General features: G+C 59.6%; 23 protein-coding genes. 18 read left to right on the forward strand and 5 right to left on the reverse strand.

Features of this window, described 5'->3' with window-relative positions:
* The first annotated feature begins 353 nt into the window (after positions 1 to 353).
* From prfB to M9827_RS27100, 7 genes are all read left to right on the forward strand, one after another.
* Positions 354 to 1,449 (forward strand): peptide chain release factor 2 gene (prfB, locus tag M9827_RS27070; RefSeq protein ID WP_099758102.1). Its coding sequence is split into 2 segments (ribosomal slippage): positions 354 to 425 and positions 427 to 1,449, totalling 1,095 coding nucleotides; the frame shifts between segments, so codons are not numbered across the junction.
* A 111-nt stretch (positions 1,450 to 1,560) separates the two neighbouring features.
* Positions 1,561 to 3,063 (forward strand): lysine--tRNA ligase, encoded by a 1,503-nt coding sequence (lysS, locus tag M9827_RS27075; RefSeq protein ID WP_194933266.1) that lies wholly within the window; start codon positions 1,561 to 1,563, stop codon positions 3,061 to 3,063.
* Positions 3,064 to 3,168: 105 nt separating this feature from the next.
* Positions 3,169 to 3,879, forward strand: coding sequence for a TetR/AcrR family transcriptional regulator (locus M9827_RS27080; RefSeq protein ID WP_250608233.1), 711 nt, complete (start codon positions 3,169 to 3,171; stop codon positions 3,877 to 3,879).
* Between the two features lie 151 nt (positions 3,880 to 4,030).
* Complete coding sequence (locus M9827_RS27085) at positions 4,031 to 4,585, forward strand: hypothetical protein (RefSeq protein ID WP_250608235.1); 555 nt, start codon at positions 4,031 to 4,033, stop codon at positions 4,583 to 4,585.
* A gap of 51 nt (positions 4,586 to 4,636) precedes the next feature.
* On the forward strand, positions 4,637 to 5,887 hold the full coding sequence (locus M9827_RS27090) for a flavohemoglobin expression-modulating QEGLA motif protein (RefSeq protein WP_250608263.1): 1,251 nt from the start codon (positions 4,637 to 4,639) through the stop codon (positions 5,885 to 5,887).
* Positions 5,888 to 6,053: 166 nt separating this feature from the next.
* Positions 6,054 to 6,959 carry an alpha/beta hydrolase gene (locus M9827_RS27095; RefSeq protein WP_250608237.1) on the forward strand — a complete coding sequence of 302 codons (906 nt, stop codon included), beginning with the start codon at positions 6,054 to 6,056 and terminating at the stop codon, positions 6,957 to 6,959.
* Positions 6,956 to 7,285 (forward strand): PA3694 family proteiin, encoded by a 330-nt coding sequence (locus M9827_RS27100; protein ID WP_250608239.1) that lies wholly within the window; start codon positions 6,956 to 6,958, stop codon positions 7,283 to 7,285. Before M9827_RS27095 ends, M9827_RS27100 begins: the two co-directional genes overlap by 4 nt.
* 232 nt (positions 7,286 to 7,517) lie before the next feature.
* Here M9827_RS27100 and lptF read toward each other — a convergent pair whose 3' ends face one another.
* The 3 genes from lptF to M9827_RS27115 form a co-directional block, all read right to left on the reverse strand.
* Positions 7,518 to 8,306: a lipotoxin F family OmpA-related lipoprotein LptF gene (lptF, locus tag M9827_RS27105; protein WP_123452004.1), complete on the reverse strand. Its 789-nt coding sequence runs from the start codon at positions 8,304 to 8,306 to the stop codon at positions 7,518 to 7,520.
* 55 nt (positions 8,307 to 8,361) lie between these two features.
* The gene (locus M9827_RS27110) at positions 8,362 to 8,766 is read right to left on the reverse strand and encodes a DUF4398 domain-containing protein (protein WP_093436697.1); all 405 of its coding nucleotides are present in this window, start codon (positions 8,764 to 8,766) and stop codon (positions 8,362 to 8,364) included.
* 364 nt (positions 8,767 to 9,130) lie between these two features.
* Positions 9,131 to 9,475: a pilin assembly protein gene (locus tag M9827_RS27115; RefSeq protein ID WP_250608241.1), complete on the reverse strand. Its 345-nt coding sequence runs from the start codon at positions 9,473 to 9,475 to the stop codon at positions 9,131 to 9,133.
* A 213-nt stretch (positions 9,476 to 9,688) separates the two neighbouring features.
* Between M9827_RS27115 and ppc the strand changes: the two genes are divergently transcribed.
* The 8 genes from ppc to M9827_RS27155 all read left to right on the forward strand — a co-directional run bounded on the left by ppc (position 9,689) and on the right by M9827_RS27155 (position 16,977).
* On the forward strand, positions 9,689 to 12,319 hold the full coding sequence (gene ppc, locus M9827_RS27120) for a phosphoenolpyruvate carboxylase (RefSeq protein WP_250608243.1): 2,631 nt from the start codon (positions 9,689 to 9,691) through the stop codon (positions 12,317 to 12,319).
* A 10-nt stretch (positions 12,320 to 12,329) separates the two neighbouring features.
* Complete coding sequence (locus tag M9827_RS27125) at positions 12,330 to 12,620, forward strand: hypothetical protein (RefSeq protein ID WP_250608245.1); 291 nt, start codon at positions 12,330 to 12,332, stop codon at positions 12,618 to 12,620.
* On the forward strand, positions 12,620 to 13,270 hold the full coding sequence (gene adk, locus M9827_RS27130; protein WP_250608247.1) for an adenylate kinase: 651 nt from the start codon (positions 12,620 to 12,622) through the stop codon (positions 13,268 to 13,270). The genes M9827_RS27125 and adk overlap by 1 nt, the downstream gene beginning before the upstream one ends.
* A gap of 93 nt (positions 13,271 to 13,363) precedes the next feature.
* Positions 13,364 to 14,038 (forward strand): tRNA (adenosine(37)-N6)-threonylcarbamoyltransferase complex dimerization subunit type 1 TsaB, encoded by a 675-nt coding sequence (gene tsaB / locus M9827_RS27135; protein ID WP_250608249.1) that lies wholly within the window; start codon positions 13,364 to 13,366, stop codon positions 14,036 to 14,038.
* 221 nt (positions 14,039 to 14,259) lie between these two features.
* Positions 14,260 to 14,568: a hypothetical protein gene (locus M9827_RS27140; protein ID WP_123452015.1), complete on the forward strand. Its 309-nt coding sequence runs from the start codon at positions 14,260 to 14,262 to the stop codon at positions 14,566 to 14,568.
* Entirely contained in the window at positions 14,568 to 15,428 is an 861-nt protein-coding gene (locus tag M9827_RS27145) for a DUF72 domain-containing protein (protein WP_250608251.1), read from the forward strand. The genes M9827_RS27140 and M9827_RS27145 overlap by 1 nt, the downstream gene beginning before the upstream one ends.
* A gap of 32 nt (positions 15,429 to 15,460) precedes the next feature.
* Positions 15,461 to 16,282: an isocitrate lyase/PEP mutase family protein gene (locus M9827_RS27150; RefSeq protein WP_250608253.1), complete on the forward strand. Its 822-nt coding sequence runs from the start codon at positions 15,461 to 15,463 to the stop codon at positions 16,280 to 16,282.
* A 2-nt stretch (positions 16,283 to 16,284) separates the two neighbouring features.
* Entirely contained in the window at positions 16,285 to 16,977 is a 693-nt protein-coding gene (locus M9827_RS27155; RefSeq protein WP_250608255.1) for an extensin-like domain-containing protein, read from the forward strand.
* Positions 16,978 to 16,980: 3 nt separating this feature from the next.
* Here the strand turns inward: M9827_RS27155 and M9827_RS27160 are convergent, their stop codons facing one another.
* Positions 16,981 to 17,601 carry an energy transducer TonB gene (locus tag M9827_RS27160; protein ID WP_250608257.1) on the reverse strand — a complete coding sequence of 207 codons (621 nt, stop codon included), beginning with the start codon at positions 17,599 to 17,601 and terminating at the stop codon, positions 16,981 to 16,983.
* Positions 17,602 to 17,693: 92 nt separating this feature from the next.
* Between M9827_RS27160 and M9827_RS27165 the strand changes: the two genes are divergently transcribed.
* Entirely contained in the window at positions 17,694 to 18,476 is a 783-nt protein-coding gene (locus M9827_RS27165) for a class I SAM-dependent methyltransferase (protein ID WP_284677008.1), read from the forward strand.
* 132 nt (positions 18,477 to 18,608) lie between these two features.
* Here M9827_RS27165 and M9827_RS27170 read toward each other — a convergent pair whose 3' ends face one another.
* Positions 18,609 to 19,244 (reverse strand): TetR/AcrR family transcriptional regulator, encoded by a 636-nt coding sequence (locus tag M9827_RS27170; RefSeq protein WP_095119312.1) that lies wholly within the window; start codon positions 19,242 to 19,244, stop codon positions 18,609 to 18,611.
* A 94-nt stretch (positions 19,245 to 19,338) separates the two neighbouring features.
* Here M9827_RS27170 and M9827_RS27175 point away from each other — a divergent pair, with 94 nt between their 5' ends.
* Entirely contained in the window at positions 19,339 to 20,439 is a 1,101-nt protein-coding gene (locus tag M9827_RS27175; protein ID WP_250608259.1) for an efflux RND transporter periplasmic adaptor subunit, read from the forward strand.
* Between the two features lie 6 nt (positions 20,440 to 20,445).
* Positions 20,446 to 23,514, forward strand: coding sequence for an efflux RND transporter permease subunit (locus M9827_RS27180; RefSeq protein WP_250608261.1), 3,069 nt, complete (start codon positions 20,446 to 20,448; stop codon positions 23,512 to 23,514).
* Positions 23,515 to 23,787 lie beyond the last annotated feature (273 nt).

Here is a 23,787-nt window from a genome sequence, read left to right on the forward strand (position 1 = left end):
CCTGTAAACCATGTCCCCGGTCTCAAACGTAAAGGATGTACCCGGTCTTTACCCACCCCAGCCCTCTCCCCGAGGGAGAGGGGGCCGACGGAGGTGTCTGGCGCTGTACATCGACCTGATCGAACGAGTCGATTATGGATCTTCAAGCTTGGCAGTTCCGGATTCGGCAAGGCCATTTCAGGTCGGCGTACCTCCCGAATATCCCCCAATCGGTCCCCTCTACCTCTGGGAGAGGGTTAGGGTGAGGGCACAAGGGTTTAATGATCCCCACACCCGCCAGACGGGCTGCCGTGACAGCCTGATTACGTTATACTCGCCGGCTTTCAAAAGTTCGCCAACGAGTGCTGCCCGTCATGGAAATCAACCCGATCCTGAACACCATCAAGGACCTGTCCGAGCGCTCCGAAACTATTCGGGGGTATCTTTGACTACGATCAAAAGCATGAGCGTCTGACCGAAGTCAATCGCGAGCTTGAAGATCCGAGTGTCTGGAACAAACCTGAATACGCCCAGGAACTGGGCCGCGAGCGCGCTGCGCTGGCGCAGATCGTCGATACCCTCGATGAACTGAACGGCGGTCTGGCCGATTGCCGTGACCTGCTGGACATGGCCGTCGAAGAAAACGACGAAGGCGCAGTGGGCGATGTCGTCGCCGAGCTGGCCCGTCTCGAGGAAAATCTGGCCAAGCTGGAATTCCGCCGCATGTTCAGCCATGAAATGGACCCGAACAACGCGTACCTGGACATCCAGGCCGGTTCCGGCGGCACCGAAGCCCAGGACTGGGCCAACATCCTGCTGCGCATGTACCTGCGCTGGGCGGATAAACGCGGTTTCGACGCGACCATCATGGAACTGTCGGCCGGTGAAGTCGCCGGTATCAAAGGTGCGACCGTGCACATCAAGGGCGAATACGCCTTTGGCTGGCTGCGTACCGAGATCGGCGTGCACCGTCTGGTGCGCAAGAGCCCGTTCGACTCCGGCAACCGTCGCCACACCTCGTTCTCCGCGGTGTTCGTCTCGCCAGAGATCGACGACAAGGTGGAAATCGAAATCAACCCGGCAGACCTGCGGATCGACACCTATCGTTCCTCCGGTGCCGGTGGTCAGCACGTAAACACCACCGACTCGGCCGTACGTATCACCCACGTACCGACCAACACCGTGGTCAGCTGCCAGAACGAACGTTCCCAGCACGCCAACAAAGACACCGCCATGAAAATGCTGCGGGCCAAGTTGTACGAGCAGGAAATGCAGAAACGCAACGCCGCGTCGCAAGCGCTGGAAGACACCAAGTCCGACATCGGCTGGGGTCACCAGATTCGCTCGTACGTGCTTGATGCGTCGCGGATCAAGGATCTGCGCACCAACATCGAACGCAGCGACTGCGACAAGGTACTCGACGGCGATATCGACGAATACCTGGAAGCCAGCCTGAAATCGGGGCTGTAAAAGACGCACACAGGATCGCTGCTGCAACGCGATCCCTGTAGGAGCCAGCTTGCTGGCGATCCCCGGGCTGCAAGGCCCGGGGGCAACGAACCTGATGGAATATCTAAAGACATGAGCGACCAACAACTCGACCCGCAAGCCCTGCAACAGGAAGAAAACTCCCTGATCGCGCTGCGCAAGGAAAAGCTGGCTGCCGAGCGCGCCAAGGGCAACGCCTTCCCGAACGACTTCCGCCGCGACAACTACTGCGATGCTCTGCAAAAACAGTACGCGGACAAGACCAAGGAAGAGCTGGCAGAGGCTGCAATCCCGGTCAAGGTTGCCGGTCGCATCATGCTCAACCGTGGCTCGTTCATGGTGATTCAGGACATGACCGGTCGCATCCAGGTCTACGTCAACCGTAAAACCCTGTCCGAAGACACCCTGGCCGCGGTGAAAACCTGGGACATGGGCGACATCATTGCCGCCGAAGGTACGTTGGCGCGTTCCGGCAAGGGCGACCTGTACGTTGAAATGACCAGCGTGCGCTTGCTGACCAAGTCGCTGCGCCCGCTGCCGGACAAGCACCACGGCCTGACCGACACCGAACAGCGCTATCGTCAGCGCTACGTTGACCTGATCGTCAACGAAGACGTGCGCCAGACCTTCCGCGTGCGTTCGCAAGTGATCGCGCACATCCGCAGCTTCCTGATGAAGCGCGACTTCCTTGAAGTCGAAACGCCGATGCTGCAGACCATTCCGGGCGGCGCCGCAGCCAAGCCGTTCGAAACCCACCACAACGCGCTGGACATGGAAATGTTCCTGCGTATCGCGCCAGAGCTGTACCTCAAGCGTCTGGTCGTTGGTGGTTTCGAGAAGGTCTTCGAGATCAACCGCAACTTCCGTAACGAAGGCGTTTCGACCCGTCACAACCCTGAATTCACCATGTTGGAGTTCTACCAGGCGTACGCCGACTACGAAGACAACATGGACCTGACCGAAGAACTGTTCCGCGAACTGGCGCAACTGGTGCTGGGCAGTACCGACGTGCCGTACGGCGACAAGGTGTTCCATTTCGGCGAGCCGTTCGTGCGTCTGTCGGTGTTCGACTCGATCCTCAAGTACAACCCTGAGCTGACCGCCGATGACCTGAACGACATCGACAAGGCCCGCGCCATCGCCAAGAAGGCCGGCGCCAAGGTGCTGGGCTTCGAAGGTCTGGGCAAGCTGCAGGTGATGATTTTCGAAGAGCTGGTCGAGCACAAGCTGGAGCAGCCGCACTTCATCACTCAGTACCCGTTCGAAGTGTCGCCGCTGGCCCGTCGCAACGACGACAACCCGAACGTCACCGACCGCTTCGAGCTGTTCATTGGCGGCCGTGAAATCGCCAACGCCTACTCCGAGTTGAACGACGCGGAAGACCAGGCCGAGCGCTTCATGGCGCAGGTGGCCGACAAGGACGCTGGCGACGACGAAGCCATGCACTACGACGCTGACTTCGTCCGTGCGCTGGAGTACGGCATGCCGCCAACGGCCGGTGAAGGTATCGGCATCGACCGTCTGGTGATGTTGCTGACCAACTCGCCGTCGATCCGCGATGTGATCCTGTTCCCGCACATGCGACCGCAAGCGTAAACGTTTCAGTTAAAAAGCCGCCTAAAACAGGCGGCTTTTTATTGCCTGTCTGGTACAAATGTATCAATTGGTTAATTTTGCAATAGCAGAGGAAGTTCTGTCGTGATGGGTGCAATAGCTCAAGAGGGTGCAGCGGGTATCGCCACTGCGGTCGCTGAAAGTGTTCAGTACCAGGGTCGCAAGGCCAGCCGACAGGGCAGTGAGCAGCGTCGACAGGACATTCTCGACGCGGCGATGCGCATTGTCGTGCGTGACGGCGTGCGTGCCGTGCGCCACCGCGCGGTGGCGGCCGAGGCCGGAGTGCCGCTGTCGGCGACCACCTATTACTTCAAGGATATCGACGATCTGCTCACCGATACCTTCGCCCAGTATGTCGAGCGCAGTGCGGCGTACATGGCCAAGCTGTGGATCAACAACGAAGGTCTGCTGCGCGAGATGGTGGTCAGCGGCGACGGCAGCCCCGAGTCGCGCTCGCAACTGGCCGACGACATTGCGCGGTTGATGGCCGACTACGTGCATCGTCAACTGGTCAACCGTCGCGAGCATTTGATGGCTGAGCAGGCGTTCCGTCAGGAAGCGTTGCTCAACCCGCGTCTGGCGATTCTGGTGCGTTCACATCAGCAGATTCTGTTGCAGGGCACTTGCCAGTTGTTTCAGGTATTGGGCTCGCGTGAACCGCAACAGGATGCCAAGGTGTTGACGGCGATTATCGGACGGATGGAATATCAGGGCCTGCTCAATGCCGAGCCTTTGGCCGAAGAGGACATGCTCGGCATCCTGACGCGCTATATGCACCTGGTGCTCGCGTCGGTGTAACGCAATCGTTGCCGCCTGACGCCGATCCCAATGTAGGAGCTGCCGAAGGCTGCGATCTTTTGATCTTGCTTTTAGAGACCAAGATCAAAAGATCGCAGCCTTCGGCAGCTCCTACAGGGGAAAGGTGTTTCAGATTCATAGGGAGTTTTGAATGAAAGCCTGGCGTGGCGTGCTGATCGCCTTGTCGTTCCTGCTGCTCAGTGGCTGTCTGGTGACCTTCAAGGAGCCATTGGCCGCCAGTGACCCGGCGCCCAAGGGCCTGCTCGGCAAATGGTCGAGCACCAATGCCTGGGGCGAGCCGATGAATCTCGAGCTGACGCGACTGGGCAATAGCCGCTACCAGGCCGTGACCTATTTCAAGGCCAAACCCCACGAACGCGAAGCCTATCCCTTCACCGTGTCGCGTCATGGCAGCCGCTGGTATCTGTCGGCGAAGGTGCCGGCGCGCTTCGGCGGCCACTTCACCATCGCCGGTTTCGAGCTCACCGATAAACGCGAACTGGTGGTCTACAACCTCGATCTCGAGCAGATCAATCAAGCAATCAAACAGAAAGCCCTCGACGGTCAGGCTTTCCAGACCGACGATGGCGACGGCGTGCAAGTCGACAGCAACCTCGACCAGGTCTTTGCTTACCTCGACGATCCGGCCAATTCCGATGTCTTCGTTGAAGCCGTGCGTTACCAGCGTCAGGCCAGCGGCAAATAATTCAGTTTTCTACAGGAGTTCCGGGTGGACGATTACCAGCAGACGATACGCATGTTGTCCGATCGCATTGTGCTGGCGCAGACACCGATTCGCGTCCTCGATGCGGTGAAGTGGGACGAGAGCATTCGCAAGGGCTTTCTCAAGGCCAAGGGCAAGGAAATGCCCGCCGTCGATCGCGACTACTACCTCAATCGGCCGCTGACCTTCGATTCGAGCAAGGTCAAACTGGAATTCCAGAACATCGAGCGCGACATTACTCGCCAGCTCGGCCAGTTCAACCCGGTCGGGCAGATCATGCGGCGCATGTGCAAGGAATACCGCATGGTGGTGCGCATGCTCGAAGCGCGCGGCACCGAGGATTTCGGCCTGATCTCGCAAGAACTGTACGGTGCTGCCTCCGATGCGTTTCACGCCGGTGACCCGACCCTGGCCGACCTCGGGCTGATGATGTCCGACTATTTGAACAACATCGACGGCCGTGGCGACCTGAAGGATGAGCCGAAAATCCTCACCGCCAAGGACGCCGTGCATCTGCTGCAAACCCGTCTGAACAAAGTCTTTGGCGAGGCCGAGGAAACCATCCGCGTCTTCGAGTCCGACGGCATCGTTGCCGACGCAGCGGCGGGCGCTGACTACATCAAGATCCGCACCGACGCGTTGTTCAACGATCGTGACGTTCGCGCGCTGGAAGTCCACGAAGGCCTGGTGCACGTCGGCACTACGCTCAACGGTTTGAACCAGCCGATCTGCACCTTCCTGTCCAAAGGCCCACCGTCGTCGACAGTGACTCAGGAAGGCCTGGCGATTTTGATGGAGATCATCACCTTCGCCTCCTACCCGAGCCGCCTGCGCAAACTGACCAACCGCACCCGCGCCATTCACATGGTCGAGGAGGGCGCCGACTTCCTGCAGATCTTCGAATTCTTCCGCGAGCAGGGCTTCGAGATGGCGGAAAGTTACGGCAACGCCAGTCGGGTTTTCCGTGGTTCGACGCCGACCGGTCTGCCATTCACCAAAGACTTGTCCTACCTCAAGGGCTTTATCATGGTTTACAACTACATTCAGTTGGCCGTGCGTAAGGGCAAGCTTGAGCAGATTCCGCTGTTGTTCTGCGGCAAGACCACGCTGGAAGACATGCGTACCTTGCGCCAGTTGGTGGATGAAGGACTGGTGGTGCCGCCGAAGTACCTGCCGGATCAGTTCCGCGATTTGAATGCGTTGTCGGCGTGGATGTGCTTCTCCAACTTCCTCAACCATTTGAGCCTGGACCGGATCGAAGCCGACTACTCCAATATCCTTTGACCCGAACACAATCCCCTGTGGGAGCTGGCTTGCCAGCGATTGCATTCTGTCAGTCAATATTGATGTTGGCTGACCCACCGCCATCGCTGGCAAGCCAGCTCCCACAGGGTTATTTGTTTTTCTCTGAATCGTTTGTTTGCCAATTTCCTTCGCGAGGTTTCACCGGATGAGAATCCTCGGCATCTTTTGCCTGCTCCTGACCCTTGGCGGTTGCAGTTCCCTGTTGTTCTACCCCGAACCCGGCCAGATTTTCACCCCGGAAAAAGCCAAACTCGAATACCGCACTGTCACCCTGGTCACGGCCGATGGCTTGAAGCTCAACGCTTGGTGGCTACCGGCTAAACCCGGCGTCGAGGTCAAAGGCACCGTCCTGCATTTGCACGGCAACGGCGGCAATCTGCCGATGCACTTGGGCGGCAGTTGGTGGCTGCCGAAAAGCGGCTATCAAGTGCTGCTGGTCGACTATCGCGGTTATGGCTTGTCCGAAGGCAAACCGAGCCTGCCGGCGATCTATCAGGACATCGACGCCGCGTTCGCCTGGCTGGACAAGGCGCCCGAGGTCAAAGGCAAGCCGCTGATTCTGCTCGGCCAGAGCCTTGGCGGTTCGATGGCGGTGCATTGGCTGGTGCAGCATCCCGAGCGACAGAAACAGCTCAAGGCCTTTGTGCTCGACGGCGTGCCCGCCAGTTACCGCAGCGTCGGCCAGTATGCGCTGAGCACCTCGTGGCTGACCTGGCCGTTTCAGGTGCCGCTGTCGTGGCTGGTGCCCGATGGCGACAGCGCGATCAACTCGATGCCGCAACTTAACGGTGTGCCGAAACTGATTTTTCACAGCATCGACGATCCGCTGGTGCCGCTGTCCAACGGCATTCGTTTGTATCAAGCGGCGCCGCCGCCGCGCGTGCTGCAACTGACCCGTGGCGGCCATGTGCAAACCTTCGGCGACCCGGTGTGGCGCCAAGTGATGCTGCGCTACCTCGACGATCCCGAGCACTTCAACGGCCTGCGCCGCCTCGGCGAAATCCCCAATTACCCGCAACCTCCGAATTCTGAAGACGAGAGTCCGCAATGACTGAAGAACGTAACGCCATCCCGCTGATCATCACCGGTATCTGCAGCATCCTCGGCACCGTCGGGGCGCTGTGGTACTACGGCTACCTGCACTTCGCCAAACCCGAGGATGCGTTGTTGCTCAACGAATTCACCATGCTCAAGACCGTGCCGGGCGAAGACTACAAAGTCACCCTCGACCCGGCGCCGCAAGTGGCGCAGTGCATTGATGGCGTGCTGGTATTGTTCGATACCGAGCAGAAAGGTTTGACCGGTGTGTTGATCAACGCACAGAAAAAAGCCGTGCGTTGCATGGGTGAGGAGACTCCGCAGAAGCTGGAGGAGTGATTCTGCAGGACCAGCCCTCACCCTAACCCTCTCCCAGAGGGAGAGGGGACTGATCGAGTTGTTCTTGCGAGTTACGCCGACCTGAAAGATTGCGTTGATTATGGATTCGGCGAAGTACTTTCAGGCCCCCTCTCCCTCGGGAGAGGGCTGGGGTGAGGGGCCGCGATTTCAGCCTGCACAAAAAAGCCCCGCCTGATCACTCAGGCGGGGCTTCTGTGTTACTGCGTGGGGCTTAGTTCGAGCTGACCGCCGAACGTGGCATCACTGGCTGGTTGTCGTTGGAAATGGTCACTTCCACACGACGGTTCATCGCACGGCCGGAAACGCTGCCGTTATCGGCAACCGGATATTCCTTGCCATAACCCTGGACCACGATGCGCGAAGGATCTACGCCCATCTTGATCAGCGCAACCTGCACCGAAGTCGCACGACGCTCAGAAAGCGATTGGTTGTACGAAGCAGCACCGGTGCTGTCGGTGTAACCCTCGACAATTACTTTGCGATCCGGGTTTTCCTGAAGGAACTGCGCCAGTTTGTTGATGTTCACCAGACCGCTGGATTTCAGGTCGGCCTTGTTGGTGGCGAACAGCACGTCACCAAAAGTCACCAGCGTACCGCGATCGGTCTGCTTGGCGTTCAGGCTGTCCTGCAGCTGTTTGATCTGCTGATCACGTGCATCCAGACGCGCCTGGGCACGTTGGGCGGCGGCGTTTTTCAGATTGTTTTCAGCGGTGCGCAGGGCGATGGTCTGCTTGGCCACCTCCACACGCTGGTTGGTCAGGTAAGCCAGTTGGTCAACCTTGGCCGCGTCTTGCTTGTCCAGGTAAGCCTTGTCGGCCTTATCCAGGTAATCGCTGGCGTCTTTGGTTTCCAGCGCCGCGACTTTGCTAGCTTGCGGGTTGGCTTGCAGGCCGGCGTAGTTGGTGCGCGCCTGCTCCAGGTTCGGGTTAGGCGGGGTGGAGCAGGCAGCCAGAGCAACGCTTGCGGCGAGGAGAGCGGGAATCATCAATTGCTTACGCATAATTTGTCGTCCTTTCTATCGGTAAGAGATTCAGCTTTGCGGTCGGGATGCGCGCTTACTGCACGGTGCGCTGACTTTCCTGACGCAGTTCCTGAACACCTTTCTGGGAATCCTTCACAGCCTGTTCGGCTTTTGCTGCCTGAGCCTTGCGTTCAGCGACGCGTGCGTCCCACTCGGCTTGCTCGGACAGGATGCGAGCTTCGTCATACTTCTTGTCGTGCATGGCGATTTCAGCTTGTTTCAATTTGTCCTGCGCTTGCTTCATCTCAACCGCTGCAAACTCGGTACCGCCGGCGCTGACGGCGCTGTTCACAGCCGACTGGGTCACGGCGTACTGCTCGGTTGGTGGGTTACCGGCGCAACCGGCCAGTACGAAGCTGGTGCCGATGGCCAGAGCGGCCAGTTTCAGACCGCGCAGGTGGGTAAACGAGGTTTGGTTTTTCATGGTCTTCAACTCCATTAGGCATCTCCTGAAAACAACTGAATCCATCCTGGTCGAGGAGCCGAAAGCATCGCTTGTCAACGCGAATTGAAACGCTCGTTCCAGGCGTGGTTACTGGTTCCGACCGGCGGGATTTTTCAAAAGTTCAGAAAAGATGGCCTATCGCCAAAAAAAACTTTGACCGAATGGACAAGGCTCTGGGACGGGAACTTTGGCGGGATGGAGTGGTACGCGCGGGTAAAAACAACGTGATTCTTGAGGGGAAATACGGTCCTGTGGGAGCTGGCTTGCCAGCGATGGGGCCGTCAGATTCAATACCACGGTGACTGAACTGACGCCATCGCTGGCAAGCCAGCTCCCACAGGTTTAAAGCAATTGGGTGTCAGTGTTTCTGTTTGTCGGCAGTGGCCGAGAGGTCATGCAAATGCCGGCGCGAAAGGGCCAGAAAACGCGGGGTCGGCCCGACATCTTCGTACAGCGGATCACCTTCTTCATCGGTCGCCACCACGGTCGACCCCTTCACATACGGCAGGCTCGCCTCAAACTCTTCAAGCGCCGCGCCAATCAGTTCGCCGAGCAGTTCTTCAACATGACGTTTGGGGTACATCTCGGTAATCGCTGCCAGACGCGCAGCGGCTTCAACGTCCAGATGAATCGCGTAGCCAGTGTCGGTCAGGCGACCCTTGGCGTTTTCTTCCCAATGCTGGGCGAGTTCACGAATTTTCATGATGACCTCATTTCGCACCTGCTCATGGCAGGTCTGGGTGAGTGTCCGGCAGTGCCGGCGACAAGCCGTTGTGCGGCTTACTGTTGAGACTAGCTTTCACGCACAAGGTTTAACGTCCCTTCGTCGGCTGCTTGTAAGAAGCGTCGTAGAGCGGCACTCTCTAGGTCATGCACTCGTTTCTAAGCCGTCCGGATTACTGCTGGGGAATTGCTGATGACCGATATTGATGCACGCTTGCGCGAAGACGTTCACCTGCTCGGAGAGCTGCTGGGCAACACCATTCGAGATCAATACGGCGAGGCCTTCCTCGACAAGATCGAGCAGATACGCAAGGGCGCCAAGGCTGACCGGCGTGGCTCGATGGACGCCGAACTGAGCGCCAGCCTCAATCAATTGAGCGAAGACGAATTGCTCCCGGTGGCGCGGGCGTTCAACCAGTTTCTCAATCTGGCGAACATCGCCGAGCAATACCAGTTGATTCATCGGCGCGAGGAGTCGCAACCGGCGCCGTTCGAATCCCGTGTACTGCCGCAATTGCTCGCGCGTTTGCGCAATGAAGGCCACAGCGCCGAATCATTGGCGCGGCAACTGGCGCGGCTGGAAATCGAGCTGGTGCTGACCGCGCACCCGACCGAAGTCGCGCGGCGCACGCTGATCCAGAAGTACGACGCCATCGCCGGGCAACTCGCCGCGCAGGACCATCGCGACCTGACCACAGCCGAACGCGAACAGATTCAAAACACCCTGCAACGTCTGATCGCCGAAGCCTGGCACACCGAAGAAATCCGCCGCACGCGCCCGACGCCAGTCGATGAAGCCAAGTGGGGTTTCGCGGTGATCGAACATTCGCTGTGGCAAGCGATCCCCAACCATATGCGCAAGGCCGACAAGGCGTTGTATGAAGCGACCGGCCTGCGCCTGCCGTTGGAAGCGGCGCCGATCCGCTTCGCGTCGTGGATGGGCGGCGACCGTGACGGCAACCCCAACGTCACCGCTGCAGTGACCCGCGAAGTGTTGCTGCTGGCGCGCTGGATGGCCGCCGATCTGTATTTGCGCGATGTCGATCATTTGGCTGCCGAACTGTCGATGCAACAGGCCAGCGACGCCCTCAAAGCCAAGGCCGGTAACAGCGCCGAACCGTATCGTGCGGTACTCAAGCAACTGCGTGAACGCCTGCGCGCCACGCGCAACTGGGCACACGCCGCGCTGACTGCACCGACGCCAGCGCCGGCAGACGTGCTGCACAACAACCGCGATCTGCTCGATCCGCTGGAGCTGTGCTTCAACTCGCTGCACGAGTGCGGCATGGGCGTGATCGCTGATGGTCCGCTGCTCGATTGCTTGCGTCGGGCGGTGACCTTCGGCCTGTTCCTTGTGCGTCTGGATGTGCGCCAGGATTCGTCGCGCCACAGTTCGGCGATGACTGAAATCACCGATTACCTCGGCCTTGGTCGCTATGAAGACTGGGATGAAGAGCAGCGCATCAGCTTCCTGACCCGCGAACTGAGCAACCGCCGGCCATTGCTGCCAGCACATTTCAAACCGTCCGCCGACACCGCCGAAGTGCTCAACACCTGCAAGGAAATCGCAGCCGCACCGGGCGCTTCGCTCGGTTCCTACGTGATCTCCATGGCCGGTGCAGCTTCCGATGTGCTCGCCGTACAACTGCTGCTCAAAGAGTCCGGCGTGCTGCGGCCGATGCGCGTGGTGCCGCTGTTTGAAACCCTCGCCGACCTCGATAACGCCGGGCCGGTGATGGAGCGCTTGTTGCTGCTGCCGGGTTACCGCGCACGGCTGCAAGGCCCGCAGGAAGTGATGATCGGTTATTCCGACTCGGCCAAGGATGCTGGCACCACGGCGGCGGCCTGGGCGCAATATCGTGCGCAGGAACGCTTGGTGGAAATCTGCCGCGAGCAACAAGTCGAACTGCTGCTGTTCCACGGTCGCGGCGGCACCGTGGGCCGTGGCGGTGGTCCGGCGCATGCGGCGATTCTGTCGCAACCGCCAGGTTCGGTGGCGGGACGATTCCGCACCACCGAGCAGGGGGAAATGATTCGATTCAAATTCGGCCTGCCGGACATCGCCGAGCAAAATCTCAATCTGTATCTGGCGGCGGTGCTTGAGGCGACATTGCTGCCGCCTCCACCGCCAACACCCGAATGGCGTCATCTGATGGATGAATTGGCAGCGGATGGTGTCAGCGCTTATCGCCAGGTCGTGCGGGAAAATCCGCAATTCGTCGAGTACTTCCGCCAGTCCACGCCGGAGCAGGAGTTGGGGCGTTTGCCACTGGGCAGTCGCCCAGCCAAACGCCGCGCCGGCGGCATTGAAAGCCTGCGAGCGATTCCGTGGATTTTCGGCTGGACACAAACGCGGCTGATGCTGCCGGCGTGGCTCGGCTGGGAATCGGCGTTGAGCAAAGCGCTGGAGCGCGGCGAAGGCGAGTTGCTCGGGCAGATGCGCGAACAGTGGCCGTTCTTCCGCACCCGTATCGACATGCTGGAGATGGTGCTGGCCAAGGCTGACGCGGATATTGCGCTGTCCTACGATCAGCGTCTGGTCGAACCAGATCTGTTGCCGTTGGGCGCGCAGTTACGCGACCTATTGTCGCAGGCGTGCACCGTGGTGCTCGGCCTGACCGGGCAGTCGCAGCTGCTGGCACATAGCCCTGACACCCTTGAATTCATCCGTTTGCGCAACACCTACCTCGACCCGCTGCATCTATTGCAGGCCGAACTGCTGGCCCGTTCGCGGCGGCAGGATGTCGAGCAGGGCAGCCCGGTGGAACAGGCGTTGCTGGTGTCTGTGGCGGGGATTGCCGCCGGTTTGCGAAATACCGGCTAACGTTTTTGTCGTGGCGCGCGGCACCGGCAACCTGCACCGGATGCCGCTTTGCCTGACGGCGGAAAGTGCCGCCAAGCGACAGTTAATGATGGGGTTGCGACTTGGGTTACCGCGTCGCAAGGTGGCGGGGGGCGCCGGTTTCTCCGACTTTTGGCGTCTTGTGTGGGCGCAGCCTGCTGTGTATCTTGATCAGCCTTTGGCCGTTTGTGCGGCCACGACCCGTATTTTCAGGATTCGTCCCAAGCGGCGAATCCCTTGTTTTGTAAAAGCTTTTTATAAAAAAATTGAGGAGCACATCTAATGCGCGTCATTCTGCTGGGAGCTCCCGGGGCCGGTAAAGGTACTCAGGCTAAGTTCATCACCGAAAAATTCGGCATTCCGCAAATCTCCACCGGCGACATGCTGCGTGCAGCGGTCAAGGCTGGCACGCCACTGGGCGTTCAAGCCAAGAGCATCATGGATGCCGGCGGCCTGGTGTCGGATGACCTGATCATCGCACTGGTAAAAGATCGTATCGCTCAGCCTGACTGCGCCAACGGCTTCCTGTTCGACGGCTTCCCGCGCACCATTCCGCAGGCTGAAGCACTGGTTACCGCCGGCGTCGAGCTGGACGCTGTGGTTGAAATCGCTGTTGAAGACGAAGAAATCGTTCAACGCATCGCCGGTCGTCGTGTTCACGAAGCCAGCGGCCGCGTTTACCACATCGTCTACAACCCGCCGAAAATCGCTGGCAAAGACGACATCACCGGCGAAGAGCTGGTACAGCGCAAGGACGATACTGAAGAAACCGTGCGTCATCGCCTGTCGGTTTACCATTCGCAGACCAAACCGCTGGTGGAGTTCTATCAGGACCTGTCCGCCAACAATGCTGGCAAGCCGAAGTACAGCCACATTCCAGGCGTTGGTTCGGTAGAAGCAATCACAGCCAAGGTGCTTGAAGCGCTGAGCTGAAAAAGCTGATTCGCTGCATCATCCACGGCCCGCTTGCGGGCCGTAGTTGTTTATACTGACGCCCTTTTTCCCACCCCTGTTTTGGAAACATCGATGAGCACCTTGCTGGCCCTGGACACCGCGACTGAAGCTTGCTCCGTTGCCTTGCTGCATGACGGCAAGGTCACGAGCCATTACGAGGTGATCCCGCGCCTGCACGCGCAGAAGCTGCTGCCGATGATCCAGCAATTGCTTGCAGACGCCGGCACCACGTTGCAGGCGGTCGATGCGATTGCTTTCGGTCGTGGGCCGGGTGCGTTTACCGGTGTGCGGATCGCCATTGGCGTGGTGCAGGGGCTGGCGTTTGCGCTCGATCGGCCGGTGTTGCCGGTGTCCAACCTCGCGGTGCTGGCCCAGCGTGCGTTGCGCGAGCACGGTGTGAGCCAGGTCGCAGCGGCCATCGATGCGCGGATGGATGAGGTGTATTGGGGCTGCTACCGCGAGACGGCAGGGGAGATGCGCCTCGTGGGTGCTGAAGCGGTGTTGCCACCGGAAGTCGCCGCGCTGCCGGCCGATGCCAGTGGCGACTGGTTCGGTGCTGGCACGGGTTGGGGCTATGGCGAGCGTATTGCGGTCAAACTGACGGGCTCCGACGCCGGCATGCTGCCCCACGCTGAAGACTTGCTGACTCTGGCGCGTTTTGCCTGGGAGCGCGGTGAGTCGATCCCGGCGGATGACGCGCAACCGGTTTACCTGCGCGACAAAGTCGCCACCCCCAAGGCCCGCTGAGCCTTTAAAAGATCGCAGCCTTCGGCAGCTCCTGCAGGGATCACATTCCAACTGCAGGAGCTGCCGAAGGCTGCGATCTTTTGATTTTCAAAACACCAATCGTCAGTTTCCTCCCCTCGCTTTAAACCTTTTGCGCTTTATGTGTTCTAGTTATCACTCGGCAGTTTGCTAAGTCGGTCAAGTGCCGCTAAATTGCCATCATCGATACCGAGCATGAAATTATGCGTATAGACGGCCTCTCCTCTCAGTCCTACCCCATCAAGCGCAAGCCTCGCAAAGGCAATGCAGCGCTGGATGAATCCGTCGACGATATCGACGGCGAGCTGGAATTCCCGACTGAAGCGCAATTGGCCGCCCGCGCTGCCAAAGCCTCGGCACAACGCCTGAGCAATCTGCCTGCCCGTCAGCAAGACATGATCTATCACCGTGCGATGAAAAAGAGTGTAGCGATGGCCCTCGCCAGCTACCTGAGCACTGCCGGTTTTGTCGATTGGGATGCAGACGTGCTGGGCCTCGATCTGTACATCTGATGGATCTGCCTTACTACCTTGGTTGTCCGTCCTGGAGCGAAAACGCCTGGCGCGAGTATCTGTACCCGGTAGATGCCAAAACCTCCGAATTCCTCGGTCTCTATTCGCAAGTATTCAACGCCGTTGAAGGCAACACGACCTTCTACGCCAGCCCGTCGCCCGCCACAGTGCAGCGTTGGGCCGAGGTCATGCCCGAGCACTTTCGTTTCACCGCCAAATTCCCTGGCGACATCAGCCACAGCGGTGATCTGCGCGATCAACTGACCGCCGCCGAGACCTTCCTGCAATTACTCAAGCCCCTCGGTGAGCGGGTCTCGCCGCTGTGGCTGCAACTGTCGAAAAGCTTTACGCCGCAGCGGCTGCCGGAACTGACGGCATTCATTGATGCGCTGGATTGCCCGTTGGCAGTGGAAGTGCGCCATGAACAGTTCTTTGCCAAGGGCGAGAGCGAACGTCTGCTTAATCGCCTGCTGCTGGACCGAGGCGTGGAACGCATCTGCCTCGACCCGCGTGCGCTGTTCAGTTGCCTGTCGACCGAATCCTCGGTGATCCACGCGCAATCGAAAAAGCCGCGAGTGCCGACGCGCCCTGCAGCGTTCACCCAGTTTCCGCAAGTGCGCTTCATTGGCCATCCTGAGCTCGAGGCCAACGACCCGTTCCTGCTGCCGTGGGTGGCGAAAATCGCCGAGTGGATCGAAGAGGGCCGCACGCCGTACATCTTCCTTCATACGGCCGACAACTTGTTGGCCGCAAAACTGGCGCAACGTTTCCACGCACAACTGATGCAACGTTTGCCTGGCCTGCCAGCGCTGCCTGAGCTATACAGAGAACCCGCTGCGGAGCAACTTGGCCTGCTCTGAAGCGGATTTTTATCCTGCCCAGGAGCCTGCCGATGGATGCCCAAGCCGTTAAAGCACACGCCTTCAAAGCCCTGCATGAACGTCCGGGGATTTTCGTGATTCCCAATCCGTGGGATGCCGGGTCAGCGAAAATGCTCGCCAGTCTGGGCTATCAGGCCCTGGCGACCACCAGTGCCGGTTATGCGTTTTCTCAGGGCAAGGCCGATGGCGCGTTAAGTCTCGAGGAGACCTTGGCCAATGTCCGCGCCATCGTCGCCGCTACCGATCTGCCGGTGGCGGTGGATCTGGAAAACGGTTTTGCCGATGACCCGGGCGAGGCCGCGAAAAGCTTGCTGCGTGCTGCCGAGGCCGGCGCAGTCGGCGGTTCGATCGAAGACGCCACGGGCCGCGCGGAGGCGCCGATCTATTGCTTCGAACACGCCGTGGCGCGCATCGAAGCCGCCGTCGCTGCGGTGCGCACGCTGCCATTTCCTTTCATCCTCACTGCGCGTGCGGAAAACTATCTGCACGGCAATCCCGATATCAACGACACCATTCGCCGCTTGCAGGCCTTCGCCGAGGCTGGCGCTGACGTGTTGTACGCGCCGGGTTTGCGCAACGCCGAAGAAGTACTCGCCGTGGTGCGCGCGGTGGCGCCGAAACCGGTCAACGTTTTGATGTCCGGCGGTTTGAAACTGACCGTGCAAGAGCTGCAAGAAATGGGGGTGCGGCGTATCAGCACCGGTTCGGCGCTGGCGTTGGCGGCGTTCGGTGAGTTCTTCCGCGCCGCTGAAGAGATCCAGCATTCCGGCACCTTCGGCTTTACCGCGCAGTCGATGCCGTACGCCAAGGCCAATCAATTCTTCAAGGGCTGAGCATGGGGCGGTGGATTGCGCTTACCGTGCTGCTGATCATTGGCGGTGCGTTGATCAGTGTCTGGCGCGGTTGGCTGGACGTGCCGCCCGAGTGGAATCCGTGGGCGCCGCTGGATGTGCAGGCCTCGCCCAACTGGCTGACCGGCTACAAACTGATGCGCTTACGCAGTGACCCCGAACTCTGTGCCCAGGCCTTGAGCAGTTCCGATCTGCGCGTTACACGGCAAGCCGATAGTCCCGACGCCAAGTGCCCGCTGATCGGCGCCTTGCGTGTGCAGGGCGGCGAGGTGGCGCTGAGCAGCAGTTTCCTCGCCAGTTGTCCGTTGGCGGTGGCTTACGCGATGTTTGAACAACACACGCTGCAACCCGCCGCACAATCCGTTTACGGGCAGAAGGTCGCGCGGATAGATCACCTCGGCAGCTTCGCCTGTCGCAATGTCTACAACCGCGAAAGCGGGGCGCTCAGTCGCCATGCCAGTGCCGCTGCGCTGGATATTGCCGGGTTTCGCCTGGCGGATGGCCGCACGGTCAGCGTGCTCAAGGACTGGCCGAAGCAAAATCAGGACGCGCAGTTTCTGCGTCAGCTGCGCGATGGCGCCTGCGAGGCGTTCAGTGTGGTACTGAGTCCGGATTACAACGCCGCCCATCGCAATCACTTTCATGTCGATGTCGGACGCTGGAGCGTGTGTCGCTGAGGGTCAGGCGGCGAGACGCAGGTTCTGCAGAACGATCGGGCGCGCCCAGCCGTTATCGAAGTCCAGGGCTTTCTGTTGCTCGACGATTTCTTCCGGCGGGAACGGCGGGTAAGGCTTCTGCAGCAGATCCAGATCGAATTCGGCAATCGGCAAGTACAGCGGCTTCTTCTGCGGCGCCGGGCCAGGCTCTGGAACGGGTTGACCATTGTTGATCACTACCGGGCGCACCCAGCTGCTGTCGAAATCCTGTTGGGCTTGCTGAGCCTTGAGTTCTTCTGGCGGGAACGGTGGGAATGGCTTGTCCAGCAATTCCATTTCAAATTCGGCGATCGGCAGGAACAATGGTTCTGGCGGACGCACTTCGGTTTCCATCACATCGCACTCGCGCTGGCTGACGATGTGCGCGTGCAGCTCGCTGCCGATGGTTGGTTCTTCCGGGCTGCTCAGGTCAACCGGCGGAAATGTACCGCAGGCAGGCACCACTTCACTCGTCTGTTCGGCTAGCGCCTGGGCAAAGAAATCCTGCCACAGGTGACTGACGCCGCTCAGTGCTTGAGTGTTGTGACGGCTAAAATCGCCATGGGGCGAGATGTAGCCAATCGATGTGGGAAGAATGCCTGACATTTTTTTCGGTTGACGCTCAGCTCTGGCAAAATGCGCGTTGAATGAATTATCGGCGGTTTTTGCCGATCCTTGAATTTTTGAGCGTGTTTTCCATGATCGAGCAACCTGCGGCCTGCCGCATCCATGTCGAAGCCCTCGGCGCGACGTTTGAAGCGCAAGCCGAGCAGTGGGCTGAACGCCTGGGATTGCCGCGTGAAGTGGCGGACGGCGAGTTTGCCTTGCAGGTTGGCGAGCAGGGTTTGCAGCTGCAGCAGCTCGGCCCGGACGCACCGGGGCCGGTGCGGGTCGACTTCGTTGAGGGCGGCGCGGCACATCGGCGTTTATACGGCGGCGGCAGTGGGCAGATGATCGCCAAGGCTGTCGGCATCGCTCAGGGTGTGCGCCCGCGAGTGCTGGATGCCACGGCGGGGTTGGGCAAGGATGCGTTCGTGCTGGCGAGCCTCGGTTGCGAGATGAGCCTGATCGAGCGCCAGCCGCTGATTGGCGCGTTGCTGGAGGATGGTCTGGCGCGGGCGGCGGAAGATTTCGACGTGGCGCCGATTGTGGCGCGGATGAAATTGCTCAAAGGCAATTCCATCGAGGTCATGCAGAACTGGGAAGGTGAGCCGCCGCAGGTGATCTATCTCGACCCGATGTTTCCGCATCGCGAGAAGACCGCACTGGTGAAGAAGGAAATGCGTTTGTTCCGCCCGCTGGTGGGCGATGATCCGGATGCGCCGGCGCTGTTGCAGGCTGCTTTGGCCCTGGCCACGCACCGAGTAGTGGTCAAGCGCCCGCGCAAGGCGCCGTGTATTGATGGGCCGAAACCGAGTCATGCGCTGGATGGCAAATCCAGCCGCTATGACATTTACCCGAAGAAAGCGCTCAAGGCTTAATACCGAATCGCGCCAATCGCTGGCAAGCCAGCTCCCACAGGGTTCAGTGGTGTGCACAGAATTTGTGATTACACCCGAATCCTTGTGGGAGCTGGCTTGCCAGCGATGGCGTCAGTGCCGACACCGCAGAAATCAGGGCCGATAGGCACGCATAAACAACGCTACAACTTCCTGCACATGGCTTTCCGCTGCCTCTTCAGTCAACGGCTCCCCACAGCCATACAACAAACGAAAATTCCCCGCACCCTTGATCAGGCAAAAGAAGTGCTCAGCGGCATTGCGCGGCAGATCGATGCTCAGCGCGCCGGTTTCGTGAATGCGCGTCAACAACCGCTCCATCCCTTGCACCATGCGCTGCGGACCCGCCTCGAAGAAGATCAGCGACAGCTTCGGATCCTGACTGCCCAGCGCCATGATCAAGCGGTGCAGATTCACCGATTCATCACTGTTGATCAGGTGATGAAAGCCGCGCGCAATGTTCAGCAACACATTTTCCACGGCAATGCCTTCGGGCAATTCGAAGAACAATGGCGGTAATTGCTCCTCGCATTTGGCCACCACGGCGGCGGAGAACAGCGTCTCCTTGTCGTTGAAATGGCTGTACACCGTCAGCTTCGACACGCCCGCCTCGCTGGCCACCGCGTCCATGCTGGTGTTGGCGTAGCCATGACTCAGAAAAAGGATTTTCGCCGCGTCGAGGATTGCCTGGCGCTTGGCCAGATCCTTGGGGCGGCCCGGGCCGTTTGGAGCTGAAAGATTGTTCGACATTCTTCGCTTTTAATACTGGACTGGTGAGTTTGCTATTAATAACATACCCGCCAGTATAATTATTCCAAGCACCATTAGCGAAAGGTCCGTCACCATGTTCCGCCATGCGTTGTTCCTCGCGTTGCCAGTGAGTCTGGCGTTCCTTTTGTCAGCGTGTGGTCAGGAAGAGGCGGCGCAAGTCACCGTACGACCGGCCATGGTGGTGCAGCCAGAGCCTTCGGCGCAGGCGATGGAAAGTTATCCGGGCGAGGTGCGCGCCCGCTACGAACCCGATCTGGCGTTTCGCATTGGCGGCAAAGTCAGCCGACGACTGGTCGATGAAGGCCAGCGTGTGAAGGCTGATCAACCACTCGCCGAGCTTGATCCGCAGGACGTGCGTCTGCAACTGGAAGCCACCCGCGCCCAGGTCGCCGCCGCCGAAGCCAATCTCAATCTGGTGCGTGCCGAGCGTGATCGCTACAAGACCTTGATGGATCGGCAGATGGTCAGCCGCTCGGCTTACGACAATGCCGAAAACCTTTACCGCTCCGGTGAAGCCCGCCTCAAACAAATCAAAGCTGAATTCAACGTGTCGACCAATCAGGCCAGTTACGCGGTGCTGCGTGCGCCGCAGGATGGCGTGGTGGCCAAGCGTTCAGTTGAGGTGGGACAAGTGGTTGCCGCCGGGCAAACCGTGTTCACTCTTGCCACCGACGGCGAGCGCGAAGTGCTGATCAGCCTGCCGGAACAAAGCTTCGGGCGCTTCAAGGTCGGTCAGCCAGTGACGGTCGAGCTGTGGACGCAACAGAACCAGCGCTTTGCCGGGCAGATCCGCGAACTGTCGCCCGCCGCCGATCCGCGCTCGCGCACCTTCGCCGCACGCATCTCCTTTACCAGCGGCAAAGTCCCGGCCGAACTGGGCCAGAGCGCCCGGGTGTTTGTGCAATCGGCCGACAGCGTTTCCCTCTCGGTGCCGCTCTCGGCACTCACTGCCGAAAACGGCGCGACCTACGTCTGGGTCGTCAGCGCCAACAATACTTTGAAGAAAACCCCGGTACGCATCGGCCCGTTCGGCGAGAAAACCGTGCCGGTGCTCGAAGGCTTGAACGCCAGCGACTGGGTGGTGGCTGCCGGCGTGCATGTGTTGCTCGAAGGTCAGCAGGTGCGTCCGGTGGATCGCTCCAATCGCGTGGTCAATCTGGCGAACAAGGAGTAAGCCCCGATGCGCTTCAACCTTTCCGAATGGGCGTTGCGTAATCGCCAGATCGTACTGTTCCTGATGCTTCTTCTGGCCATCGTCGGTGCGTTGTCCTACACAAAACTCGGCCAGAGTGAGGACCCACCGTTCACGTTCAAAGCCATGGTGATCCAGACTCGCTGGCCGGGGGCGACCGCGCAGGAAGTTTCGCGTCAGGTCACCGAACGCATCGAAAAGAAGCTGATGGAAACCGGCGAATACGAACGCATCGTGTCGTTCTCGCGCCCCGGTGAATCGCAGGTCACGTTCATTGCCCGCGACTCGATGCATTCCAAGCAAATCCCTGACCTCTGGTATCAAGTGCGCAAGAAGGTCAGTGATATTCGCCAGACCTTGCCGCCGGATATTCAGGGGCCGTTTTTCAACGATGAGTTCGGCACCACGTTCGGCAATATCTATGCGCTGACCGGTGACGGCTTCGATTACGCGGTGCTCAAGGATTATGCCGATCGCATCCAGATCCAGCTGCAACGGGTCAAGGATGTCGGCAAGGTCGACTTGCTCGGTTTGCAGGACGAGAAGATCTGGGTCGAACTGTCCAACGTCAAACTGGCGACCCTCGGCTTGCCGCTGGCGGCAGTGCAACAGGCGCTGCAAGAGCAGAACGCGGTCTCTACCGCCGGGTTCTTCGAAACCGGTAGCGAGCGCTTGCAGCTACGGGTCTCGGGGAATTTTCAGACAGTCGAGGAGATAAAGAACTTTCCGATCCGCGTCGGCGATCGTACGTTCCGTATCTCCGATGTCGCCGATGTGCGTCGCGGGTTCAACGATCCACCGGCGCCGCGCATGCGCTTCATGGGCGAAGACGCGATTGGTCTGGCCGTGGCGATGAAGGATGGCGGCGATATTCTGGTGCTCGGTAAAGCGCTGGAAGGCGAGTTCTCGCGCATCCAGAAAAACCTTCCGGCCGGTATGCAATTACGCAAGGTTTCCGATCAACCGGCGGCGGTGAAGACCGGGGTAGGGGAGTTCGTCCAGGTGCTGGTCGAGGCGCTGGCGATTGTCTTGCTGGTGAGCTTCTTCTCCCTCGGCGTGCGTACCGGCATGGTCGTGGCGCTGACCATTCCGCTGGTGCTGGCGATGACCTTTGCCTGCATGTATTACCTCGGCATCGGCCTGCACAAGATCTCCCTTGGCGCGTTGGTGTTGGCGTTGGGCTTGCTGGTGGATGACGCGATCATCGCCGTGGAAATGATGGCGATCAAAATGGAGCAGGGCTTTGATCGCATCCGAGCAGCGAGCTACGCCTGGACCAGCACCGCGTTCCCGATGCTCACCGGTACGTTGATCACCGCCGCCGGTTTTTTGCCGATTGCCACGGCGCAATCCGGCACTGGCGAATACACCCGTTCGATCTTCCAGGTGGTGACCATTGCCTTGCTCGCGTCCTGGGTGGCGGCGGTGATGTTCGTGCCGTATCTGGGGGAAAAACTCCTGCCGGATCTGGCGAAAATTCACGCGGCCAAACACGGTACCGGCGATGGTCAGGCTGATCCGTATGACACGCCGTTCTATCAGCGTGTTCGGCGGCTGGTGGAGTGGTGCGTGGCGCACCGCAAAACCGTGATTGTACTGACGGTGGGGCTGTTCATCGCTTCGGTGATGTTGTTCCGTTTCGTCCCGCAGCAGTTTTTCCCGGCCTCCAATCGACTGGAGTTGATGGTCGATCTGAAACTCGCCGAAGGCGCGTCGCTGGCCAATACCACTGGCGAGGTCAAACGTCTGGAAGCGATGCTCAAGGATCACGCCGGCATTGATAACTATGTGGCGTATGTCGGCACCGGATCACCGCGTTTTTATCTGCCGCTTGATCAGCAGTTGCCGGCGGCGAGCTTCGCGCAGTTTGTGGTGTTGGCGAAAACCATTGAGGAGCGTGAAGCGCTGCGCAGTTGGTTGATTGAAACCCTCAACGAGCAATTCCCGGCGCTGCGTTCGCGGGTTACGCGCCTGGAAAACGGTCCGCCGGTTGGTTATCCGGTGCAGTTCCGCGTCACCGGTGAACACATCGAAGAGGTCGGTGCTTTGGCGCGCCAAGTAGCGGCCAAGGTTCGCGAGAATCCGCACGTGGCCAATGTGCATCTGGATTGGGAAGAGCCGAGCAAGGTCGTGTACCTGAATATCGATCAGGATCGCGCGCGGGCGTTGGGTGTGAGTACGGCCAATCTGGCGAAATTCCTGCAGAGTTCGTTGACCGGGTCGAGTGTCAGCCAGTATCGCGAAGACAACGAATTGATCGAGATTCTGCTGCGCGGCACGGTGCATGAGCGTACCGAGTTGTCGTTGCTGCCGAGTCTGGCGGTGCCGACGGACAACGGCCGCAGTGTGGCGTTGTCGCAGATTGCCACGCTGGAATACGGCTTTGAGGAAGGCATTATCTGGCACCGCAATCGCCTGCCGAACGTGACCGTGCGGGCGGATATTTATGGCAAGGAGCAGCCGGCGACATTGGTGAAACAGATCATGCCGACGCTGGATTCGATTCGCGCCGAGTTGCCCGATGGTTATCTGTTGGATGTCGGCGGTACGGTGGAGGATTCCGAGCGTGGGCAGAAGTCGGTGAATGCCGGGGTGCCGATGTTCATCGTCGTGGTGCTGACGCTGTTGATGGTGCAGTTGCGCAGTTTTTCGCGCACGGCGATGGTGTTTTTGACGGCGCCGTTGGGGTTGATCGGGGTGACGCTGTTTTTGATGGTGTTCCGCCAGCCGTTCGGGTTTGTGGCGATGTTGGGGACCATCGCGTTGTCCGGGATGATCATGCGTAACTCGGTGATTCTGGTGGATCAGATCGAGCAGGATATTGCTTCGGGGCTTAAGCCTTGGCAGGCGATTATCGAGGCTACGGTTCGACGCTTCAGGCCGATTGTGTTGACGGCGCTGGCGGCGGTATTGGCGATGATTCCGTTGTCGCGCAGTGTGTTTTTCGGGCCGATGGCGGTGGCGATCATGGGGGGGTTGATTGTTGCGACCGCGTTGACGCTGTTGTTTTTGCCGGCGTTGTATGCGGCCTGGTTCAGGGTGCGTAAGGATGCTTGATTCTTTTGTGACGTGGCGGCCTTCGGGCCGACCATGTTCTTGGGGTTTGGGTGAATATCCGTTTGTGCGGGTGTTGCTGCTGGCGGTTTCGCCCTTACGGCGAGTCACCTTTTCCAAACGCCGAAAAGGTAACCCAAAAGGCTTTGCCCTGACGTTCGGCCCGCTCGCTGAGGCTCGGGGTTCCTTCGCTCCGGGATCGATCCGGGGGCATCGCCTACGGTTTGCTTCGCTGCACCTCCTCTCGATGTGTTCGACTTCGTCGAACGGTCGCTG

Origin of the sequence: Pseudomonas sp. AKS31 (assembly GCF_023634765.1) — a bacterium.
In the GTDB taxonomy this organism is placed as follows: domain Bacteria; phylum Pseudomonadota; class Gammaproteobacteria; order Pseudomonadales; family Pseudomonadaceae; genus Aquipseudomonas.

Bases quoted from the DNA above. Each gene is read 5' to 3' on its own strand.
- M9827_RS27115 (WP_250608241.1), bottom strand. From the start codon at position 9,475: ATGAAAATTCGTGAACTCGCCCAGCATTGGGAAGAAAACGCCAAGGGT.
- lysS (WP_194933266.1), top strand. From the start codon at position 1,561: ATGAGCGACCAACAACTCGACCCGCAAGCCCTGCAACAGGAAGAAAAC.
- M9827_RS27140 (WP_123452015.1), top strand. From the start codon at position 14,260: ATGCGTATAGACGGCCTCTCCTCTCAGTCCTACCCCATCAAGCGCAAG.
- M9827_RS27170 (WP_095119312.1), bottom strand. From the start codon at position 19,244: ATGTCGAACAATCTTTCAGCTCCAAACGGCCCGGGCCGCCCCAAGGAT.
- M9827_RS27150 (WP_250608253.1), top strand. From the start codon at position 15,461: ATGGATGCCCAAGCCGTTAAAGCACACGCCTTCAAAGCCCTGCATGAA.
- M9827_RS27155 (WP_250608255.1), top strand. From the start codon at position 16,285: ATGGGGCGGTGGATTGCGCTTACCGTGCTGCTGATCATTGGCGGTGCG.
- M9827_RS27080 (WP_250608233.1), top strand. From the start codon at position 3,169: ATGGGTGCAATAGCTCAAGAGGGTGCAGCGGGTATCGCCACTGCGGTC.
- adk (WP_250608247.1), top strand. From the start codon at position 12,620: ATGCGCGTCATTCTGCTGGGAGCTCCCGGGGCCGGTAAAGGTACTCAG.
- M9827_RS27160 (WP_250608257.1), bottom strand. From the start codon at position 17,601: ATGTCAGGCATTCTTCCCACATCGATTGGCTACATCTCGCCCCATGGC.
- M9827_RS27175 (WP_250608259.1), top strand. From the start codon at position 19,339: ATGTTCCGCCATGCGTTGTTCCTCGCGTTGCCAGTGAGTCTGGCGTTC.
- M9827_RS27110 (WP_093436697.1), bottom strand. From the start codon at position 8,766: ATGGAGTTGAAGACCATGAAAAACCAAACCTCGTTTACCCACCTGCGC.
- lptF (WP_123452004.1), bottom strand. From the start codon at position 8,306: ATGCGTAAGCAATTGATGATTCCCGCTCTCCTCGCCGCAAGCGTTGCT.
- tsaB (WP_250608249.1), top strand. From the start codon at position 13,364: ATGAGCACCTTGCTGGCCCTGGACACCGCGACTGAAGCTTGCTCCGTT.
- M9827_RS27145 (WP_250608251.1), top strand. From the start codon at position 14,568: ATGGATCTGCCTTACTACCTTGGTTGTCCGTCCTGGAGCGAAAACGCC.
- M9827_RS27090 (WP_250608263.1), top strand. From the start codon at position 4,637: ATGTTGTCCGATCGCATTGTGCTGGCGCAGACACCGATTCGCGTCCTC.
- M9827_RS27180 (WP_250608261.1), top strand. From the start codon at position 20,446: ATGCGCTTCAACCTTTCCGAATGGGCGTTGCGTAATCGCCAGATCGTA.
- M9827_RS27100 (WP_250608239.1), top strand. From the start codon at position 6,956: ATGACTGAAGAACGTAACGCCATCCCGCTGATCATCACCGGTATCTGC.
- M9827_RS27095 (WP_250608237.1), top strand. From the start codon at position 6,054: ATGAGAATCCTCGGCATCTTTTGCCTGCTCCTGACCCTTGGCGGTTGC.
- ppc (WP_250608243.1), top strand. From the start codon at position 9,689: ATGACCGATATTGATGCACGCTTGCGCGAAGACGTTCACCTGCTCGGA.
- M9827_RS27085 (WP_250608235.1), top strand. From the start codon at position 4,031: ATGAAAGCCTGGCGTGGCGTGCTGATCGCCTTGTCGTTCCTGCTGCTC.
- M9827_RS27165 (WP_284677008.1), top strand. From the start codon at position 17,694: ATGATCGAGCAACCTGCGGCCTGCCGCATCCATGTCGAAGCCCTCGGC.